Origin of the sequence: Arsenicibacter rosenii, from assembly GCF_001870735.1 — a bacterium.
GTDB classification, from domain to species: Bacteria; Bacteroidota; Bacteroidia; order Cytophagales; family Spirosomataceae; genus Arsenicibacter; species Arsenicibacter rosenii.
Window position 1 is genome coordinate 1 of record NZ_MORL01000051.1, and the last position, 7303, is coordinate 7303.

Below are 7303 nucleotides of genomic sequence, written 5' to 3' on the forward strand. Positions count from 1 at the left end.
TCTGGTTAAAAAATCCGTTGCCGGCATTGAGTTGTCCCGCATCGGCCACTCCGCTGAGGCGGTTGGTGTTGGTCACATAGCCATAGCTCAGGTTATCCACCAGGGTACCGCTGAATGTCCGGCTCAGGTTCAGGATATTGCCATTGTCGTCGTAACTGATTTTGCCCCCGTCGTTGCCACCCATCGTCAACACCGTTGTGGCAGTATGCTGCGTCAGGGTAGTAGCAACTCTCCTGGCCACTAAACCTGCTATCGACTGGCCGATCTGATAAACAAACTATATCAAAGAACGTTTCAGCGTACTAATGGCTGAATGCAGCGGATTCGATACTATAAAACCGGCTGTATTTTTAAAAAGTCTCCCCCTCTGTTGCAGCCGCTCCCGCAATTCTCTCTGCACCGTGTGCTGTGAGTTCAAATCCCCCCTAGCCGCCGCCCTGAACTCCTGCGCCACCATGCTTTCTTCGAAGGCATATCCGGCATACACCACTTCCCGTTCCACGGCCGGTGCTACCGCCCTAAGTCGCTTTAGGCAAGCCAACTTACGGGCCGGAGCGGTCCGCCGCCGGAGGCCCTTTTGAATAGGGGTTCCTCGTCACAGACGAGAAACAACGGGGCAACATTAATTATTCATCAGGTGTCAATGGTAACGAAGAACTCTTTTTAATCATTTCCGCTAAAGCAGGTATATCATCTAAAGCTTCATCAATTTTTTTATAGTATAACTCTTTACCAAGTAAAGCAAGATAAACTTCCTTATCATAAAAGCGAATCCCTGTATTTAATCTTTCAAAAAAAACAGGAATTATAAGATAGTTTTCCGTATCAGGCTTTTCATATAGTTCCCATTTTACCCTCCCATTAAGTCTTTCCAATGCATATTTTATATTATGATAAATCGTGTCGTTTTTATTTTTATTCTTAAATCTGAATCTCAAAAAAGGAGGATGACCATATTTATCATCCGTGGGAAACATAGAAGCTTTAGCTGTAGCTAGTGGAGCTAAACTTTCTAGAGCCTCGTAAATCAACGTATTAGTTTGGTCGTAGTCCATAAGTTAGTGTCTTAATATTTTGATTCCAGTAGGGTTCATTGATTGATAAGCCTTTATAAAATCCGATGTTTTAATAGGACTACTACTATACATCGGATCATAGACATACTTCCCTTTTACAAAAACCTGATGATACTGAAATGATGATTTAGCGCCATATTCAATTCCATTAAGCCACCTTCCTGTTTTTGGAGTTATCTCCATTATATAGCCTCCATTAAATGTCTGATTGAAAGAAGAAGCAATGTCACTACAATCAAGACGTATATTAGCTAACTTATTAAAGCGAGAAAGCTCTTCTGCAATTTTCCTGTCCCAAACAGCCGCCCCGAACTCCTGCGCCACCATTCGTTCCTCGAAGGCATACTCGGCATACACTACTTCCCGTTCTACGGCCGGTACTACCGCTGCCGCCGTCTCCTGGCCTACCTTTGTAAACAAACTCCCCCGCACCCCTTCCAGCGCCTGACTGTAGGTCTCCCGCTGCAAAAAGGCATTCACCGTCCGCTGCCATGCTGCCCGGCTTGAGTTTACAAACGTCGTCCAAAGCTGTTTGCCAAAGCTATTGCCCTGCTTTGCGGCAGGTGCTTACCTTGCGAATGGGTACTCCGACCGCAGATTGAGTTACCGCAAGCTAGCTTTCGGACGGAAGCAGGCCGCCGCAGGCCCTTTTTTTTTCTCTCGTCTATGACGAGAGAAAATGGGGAAGTACTTTTTATATATCTCTAAACTTCTTTATTAACTTCATCATAATGAATTCCTCTGCATTTTATCATGAAATCTGATTCAACATTTTCTCTTAAATCATTTTCACCATAAAATAGCGGAAAAAAATCAACAATAATCACGCCATTTACTTTTTTTATCAATGCAGCATTTACTAATAGACTACTTACATTTTCTTCTTCAACAAATCGTATAGATATTACATCTTCAAACACTAATCTAATCACCTCAAATTCATAGTCCTTACATTTATTCATGCAATTAACAGTAACGCTTACTGTTTTTTTGTTCTCATATACCTGGTAAAGTATATTAGAAATAAGTGCATCTGAAAAGTGTTCGTATCTATTTACTATTTCATCAAGCATATTACATGTATTTATCCAGTTATCGCTCGCCTGTGGCGAGTGATCAATATCAGGAAGGGCCTCCCGCCCGTAGATTGTTTTGTAACAAGCCAACTTACGGGCCCGAGGGCCCTTATGAATAATTGTGCCTCGTCACAGACTAGAAACAACGGGGAGCTTGACCTATATTTTCATGTTTTATTATTCCAATCTTTTAAAGGCCCCATTTCATCTTTTGAAAAAAATCTAGTTTCAAAATCAATTGCTTGTTCATAACCGCAATAAAATCTTTTAGATTTTATAATATTATGAACCTTATCAGCCCATAGTTTCAAATGAAAAGTTGATATTTTCTCAATCAATTCATTCGCATTAAAATAAATATATAAGTCATATTTATTACTATAGTTAAACAAATGAACTCCTAGATATAAAAACATTATATCTTTTATCTCAAAACCAGAGAAATCTATATACATATCACCAGATACCAAGTCCCTTAGAAAATAGAATATTTTATTTTGTACCTCGTCATTGATTCCAATCTCATAATTTTCTCCCATAATCCGAAAGTTATTAATCTTCGAGTTATGGGAGATATTTCTCAAAAAAATTGATGTTTGATTTAAGTCAACATCTTCAAATAGTATTTCAATAATCTCGCTCATAGCTCTAATCAATAAATCCTTTAAATGTTTTATCTAAATTCAATCGAATCCCTCTACCATCAACAAGTGTTTTCTCTAAAAATCTAATACCTTGAGCGTTCTCTGTCACTATAAAATAGCCCGGAGAATTCATAATTTCATTGTAATGGATTAATGCTCTATTGTGCCAAGTAGAAGCATGTCCTGTAAGTTTCCCCCATATTTCCGGATGTCTTTGCGCATGTTTACTTAATGCATGGCCTAATTTTGTACTACCCTTGTAGGCAGAACTTGCAGAAGTTAAAACATTTGAAGAAGATACCCCTACTTTTGTCCCTATACCAAGTGCCTGCGCCACCATTCGTTCCTCGAAGGCATACTCGGCATACACCACTTCCCGTTCTACCGCCGGTACTACCGCTGCCGCCGTCTCCTGGCCTACCTTTGTAAACAAACTCCCCCGCACCCCTTCCAGAGCCAGTGCACCCTCCAGCGCCTGACTGTAGGTCTCCCGCCGCAAAAAGGCATTCACCGTCCGCTGCCACGCTGCCCGGCTTGAGTTTACAAACGTCGTCCGGAGCTGTTTACCAAAACTACTGCCCTGCTTTGCGGCAGGTTTGGGAGCTGTTGAAACAGGCTCGTTTTGTCGGGTACTGTTTGCACTTGCCCGGGGCCGGGGTTTCGGCTGTTCCTGCTCTCCCTCGTCACTAAACGTAGTGCTAAAATCCCACCCCTCCCTCAAGCCATAGCTATCGGGAGACGCTTACTTTTATATTTACCTTAATGGCGGTAAAGACAAAACTCTTACTTTTTTATTTTTGACAGACATTTGCTCACTATAAAAGGAATTGTCGTTTTTAATACATTTAACAATTTCTTTAACTTTTACTTTTTCACTATAATACTCTGTACCTGTAAGTAAATTATGATAAAAGAAAAAACCTAGACCATCACTATGGTATACTAAATACATCTCTTCAGATTTCACATCTTTATATATAAACAAATGAATCTTTCTGACTTTCCCATTTATATGATATTCTCTTTTACTTAATAGGGAGCACTGAGCTTCAAATATAAATGGACACAATTTGGTTAAAAATTTATTATTCTTATTATTAAATGAATGTGTCATTTTTAATGTCTTTCTGTCAAACAACTCAAATATCCCTTCATTCGACTCAATGTAATATACAATTTTATTTTGACTTTCATCTTTAAAATTATAATTCAACGTCCTACTATTTTTGTTTTCCTTAACAATTACCTTGAAATAACAACCCTTTACCTTGTTATTAGCCATATCAAAACAATAGTTAATAATACTATATTTATATACATTGTTAGACACTAAAATCAAACAAAATACAGCCAGATAATGTATTTTTTTTCATAATTAAAGATATTAGTCATTTGTATAATAATTAAGAACCTAAGTAGTTAATATAAGTTCAAACTTGACCTTATATTAACTACTTAATTTTTGTTTAACCTTAACTGCATATAATATTTTAAAAAAAATAATTTTAACATATTAGGGTTCTACGTTGAGGCCTCCAACATAATTCCACATCCTTTTAAATATATACATCTGTGTATAATTAGTATGTAATATATTATTTGCTTCTACTAAACCTCTATACGCTTCTATCGGCCAAAGGTTTGAACTATTATTTTGATATTTCAAATAGTCATCTGCAACTTTTTTGTGATGATATTGGCCAGGTCTGTTTAAAACCTCTGCTCGTTGTTTATCTGTAAGACCTAAATTACTATAATCGAATTTTTTATTATCTAAATAATCCTGCGCGTTATTCTCCGCATGTATAAATGATTCATGAAAAAAAGTATCCACATTACTATAAACATTAGATCTTTCCTTGTATTTCTCATTAATACTTACTGTAATATTAGCGCCATTTTCATTTGCATCTTTCTCCGTAAGACCAGCATTCGACTCATCTATATTTTTGTATAACTTATAGGTCAAATTAATCCCTTTAGAGTGATATTTACCATCTTTTTCATACTTATGCCCAGCTATAGTTTGGCCTGCTCTTGCATATCTTGATAAAAACTTTTGCCCTGCTTTTATAGAAGCAAAAGTTTGGAATCCTTTATATATTTCTCAGTTATCGCTCGCCTGTGGCGAGTGATCAATATCAGGAAGGGCCTCGGGCCCGTAGATTGTTTTGTAACAAGCCAACTTACGGGCCGGAGGCCCTTATGAATAGGAGTTCCTCGTCACAGACGAGAAACAACGGGAGTGATGGCATACCCTTATGAATAGGGGTTCCTCGTCAAAGACGAGAAACAACGGGGACTTTTTCTAAGAGAATATTTCTAAATACTTCGATAATGCTTTCATTAATCCAGTCTTTAAGTCATTTGTATCTTCTCTAATCATTTCTTTATTCTTTAGCAATGGGAACGAAATAAAAATTGTATACCCATTTTCGCTTCTTTCTCCATCAAACTTTATTACCACCACATTGCCATTTCTCTTTACTTGCTCAAAACAGTCAATTAATTCATTAAAAGAAGGACTTTCCTTTTTAAGAATATTTTTTATTAAATTCACGCTCATTTTGTTAACATTTTTGCAATTTGTGATATATCTGTAATCTTTCCAGTAGCAACTTGGGTTGCCACATTCATCATTTGTTGCCGACTGACAGGAGTTAAACCATGCTGTTTTGCAAATGATTGAAACGCAGCGACAGCCGTCCTTTTATTTCCATTCATAAACATATGCCCTCCCGAAATAGATCTAAATATTGAAGCCCCCTGCTCAGCTGCTGTTTCATAATACATAGCAGAATTAATTGCAGAAGAAGGAGTTCCATTTAGTAAAACGCCACCACCATCAGTAGCTTTATTAATACTAACTATTTCATCTGCAAAGGATTTGAAATTGAATTCCCCTCTGGCCGCAGCCCCGAACTCCTGCGCCACCATTCGTTCCTCGAAGGCATACTCGGCATACACTACTTCCCGTTCTACGGCCGGTACTACCGCTGCCGCCGTCTCCTGGCCTACCTTTGTAAACAAACTCCCCCGCACCCCTTCCAGCGCCAGTGCCCCTTCCAGCGCCTGACTGTAGGTCTCCCGCCGCAAAAAGGCATTCACCGTCCGCTGCCACGCTGCCCGGCTTGAGTTTACAAACGTCGTCCAAAGCTGTTTGCCAAAGCTACTGCCCTGCTTTGCGGCAGGTGCTTACCTTGCGGATGGTACTCTGACCGCAGATTGAGTTACCGCAAGCTAGCTTTCGGACGGAAGCAGACCGCCGCAGCGGGCACCTTCTCCTATTTTTTTCTCGTCATAGACAAAAGACAACGGGAATACCAGCGAAGATAGGGTTATACTCCACTATCATTAAGTTTCTTACTTATCTCGTTCATTTCAAAAAGTATATAGGCTTTATATTCTGATATATCTTGCGAACCAATTTTTTTACTATAGTGAGATTTGGCATCAAAATATATAGCAACTTTCTCAAGGAATGTTTTATATTTTCCAGAATAAGTCTGTTCAAATAAATCTATTTCATTTCTAAGTTGATCATCATCTATAAACCAATCAGGTCCATGTACATGATAGCCATAGTTTATATTGTCGTTTTCTAAGGCCTTACTTAAAGCTTTTAGATAGTGAAAAAAAAAGACATTTTGCTCCATTTCTATAATTAAAATCTGTTCCAAAAGCTTTTGTCACTCCACCCTCTTTCCCAAGGTCTATGCCGATGCAAATTAGTACCACTACCTCTGTGATAATGTGGTAATGTTCTTTCCTTTGCCCAATTAGGCATTGAATTTGAACGTTTAGAGGGATGGTGAAGAGGGTGAACATCAAACCGAGGTTGGGCACCATAGCTTTTTTGAGTACCAATTGTAAAACCATTTATTTTACCACCCGGGCCTTTGAGAATTCTAATGAATGGATTCAGTTTGATAGCTCCGATATAAGAAGTACCGGTCTGGAAACCGACCATTAAAGCTATGCCTCTTGCTTCAGAAGAAGTAACACCTGTTTGTAGGTATGAGTTATAATAGTTAGCTTGGGCAATAGGATTAAGCCAATATGCGAATGAACTTGGATCTTCTCCCGATTGTTCAATTGCCCAATACATAGATAATGCATATATAGCGTCAATTTCAGCAGCTTCGGTTTCTCTATTTACAATTTCTTCAGGTATGGCAACAGTCCCATCTATATCTCGTCCATATACGGCAGCGGAAAAATTAGTTTGATATGGAGCTAATCTACTACTTTTTAATACGTCTGTAAATTCACGATAACCTTCTGCCCCTATCTTTTGAATAAAATTTTTCCATGATTCGCTGCTGTTTAATTTCTGAGCTTTAACCGTTACCTCAGGTAGCGTATTTCCATCATCTATCCCATCCTTATTTATATCCTCTCTTCCTGTAGGATCAATACGATTGATTGGATTGTTTGAAACATATGAATATCCTGTTTGATAAGGTTTCAAATATACGAGCGGGTCCACCGAATTCCACCGCCCGAG

General features: G+C 38.6%; 12 protein-coding genes. All 12 read right to left on the reverse strand.

Features of this window, described 5'->3' with window-relative positions; all coding sequences use genetic code 11:
• Positions 1-241, reverse strand: a 241-nt coding sequence (locus BLX24_RS29160) for a hypothetical protein (protein ID WP_143092865.1), incomplete at its 3' end; no start/stop codon positions are given.
• Between the two features lie 385 nt (positions 242-626).
• Positions 627-1055, reverse strand: coding sequence for a hypothetical protein (locus BLX24_RS29170; protein ID WP_071506754.1), 429 nt, complete (start codon positions 1053-1055; stop codon positions 627-629).
• A gap of 3 nt (positions 1056-1058) precedes the next feature.
• Complete coding sequence (locus BLX24_RS29175; protein WP_071506755.1) at positions 1059-1556, reverse strand: hypothetical protein; 498 nt, start codon at positions 1554-1556, stop codon at positions 1059-1061.
• 224 nt (positions 1557-1780) lie between these two features.
• Positions 1781-2149, reverse strand: a complete 369-nt coding sequence (locus tag BLX24_RS29180) for a hypothetical protein (protein WP_071506756.1) — start codon at positions 2147-2149, stop codon at positions 1781-1783.
• 170 nt (positions 2150-2319) lie between these two features.
• The gene (locus BLX24_RS29185; RefSeq protein ID WP_071506757.1) at positions 2320-2796 is read right to left on the reverse strand and encodes a Cdi1I family immunity protein; all 477 of its coding nucleotides are present in this window, start codon (positions 2794-2796) and stop codon (positions 2320-2322) included.
• A 4-nt stretch (positions 2797-2800) separates the two neighbouring features.
• Positions 2801-3307, reverse strand: coding sequence for a tRNase toxin domain-containing protein (locus BLX24_RS29190; protein ID WP_143092866.1), 507 nt, complete (start codon positions 3305-3307; stop codon positions 2801-2803).
• 243 nt (positions 3308-3550) lie between these two features.
• Positions 3551-4078 carry a hypothetical protein gene (locus tag BLX24_RS29195; protein ID WP_071506759.1) on the reverse strand — a complete coding sequence of 176 codons (528 nt, stop codon included), beginning with the start codon at positions 4076-4078 and terminating at the stop codon, positions 3551-3553.
• Between the two features lie 231 nt (positions 4079-4309).
• Positions 4310-4765: a hypothetical protein gene (locus tag BLX24_RS29200; protein WP_071506760.1), complete on the reverse strand. Its 456-nt coding sequence runs from the start codon at positions 4763-4765 to the stop codon at positions 4310-4312.
• 339 nt (positions 4766-5104) lie between these two features.
• On the reverse strand, positions 5105-5362 hold the full coding sequence (locus BLX24_RS29205; RefSeq protein ID WP_071506761.1) for a hypothetical protein: 258 nt from the start codon (positions 5360-5362) through the stop codon (positions 5105-5107).
• Complete coding sequence (locus BLX24_RS29210) at positions 5359-5904, reverse strand: hypothetical protein (RefSeq protein ID WP_071506762.1); 546 nt, start codon at positions 5902-5904, stop codon at positions 5359-5361. Before BLX24_RS29210 ends, BLX24_RS29205 begins: the two co-directional genes overlap by 4 nt.
• A 230-nt stretch (positions 5905-6134) precedes the next feature.
• Entirely contained in the window at positions 6135-6476 is a 342-nt protein-coding gene (locus BLX24_RS29215; RefSeq protein ID WP_071506763.1) for a hypothetical protein, read from the reverse strand.
• A partial coding sequence (locus BLX24_RS32360; RefSeq protein ID WP_218160730.1) for an RHS repeat-associated core domain-containing protein occupies positions 6461-7303 on the reverse strand: 843 nt, incomplete at its 5' end. The genes BLX24_RS32360 and BLX24_RS29215, both read right to left, overlap by 16 nt.

Coding starts and splice junctions, on each gene's coding strand:
- BLX24_RS29185 (WP_071506757.1), bottom strand. CDS start 2,796: ATGAGCGAGATTATTGAAATACTATTTGAAGATGTTGACTTAAATCAA.
- BLX24_RS29205 (WP_071506761.1), bottom strand. CDS start 5,362: ATGAGCGTGAATTTAATAAAAAATATTCTTAAAAAGGAAAGTCCTTCT.
- BLX24_RS29170 (WP_071506754.1), bottom strand. CDS start 1,055: ATGGACTACGACCAAACTAATACGTTGATTTACGAGGCTCTAGAAAGT.
- BLX24_RS29180 (WP_071506756.1), bottom strand. CDS start 2,149: ATGCTTGATGAAATAGTAAATAGATACGAACACTTTTCAGATGCACTT.
- BLX24_RS29195 (WP_071506759.1), bottom strand. CDS start 4,078: ATGGCTAATAACAAGGTAAAGGGTTGTTATTTCAAGGTAATTGTTAAG.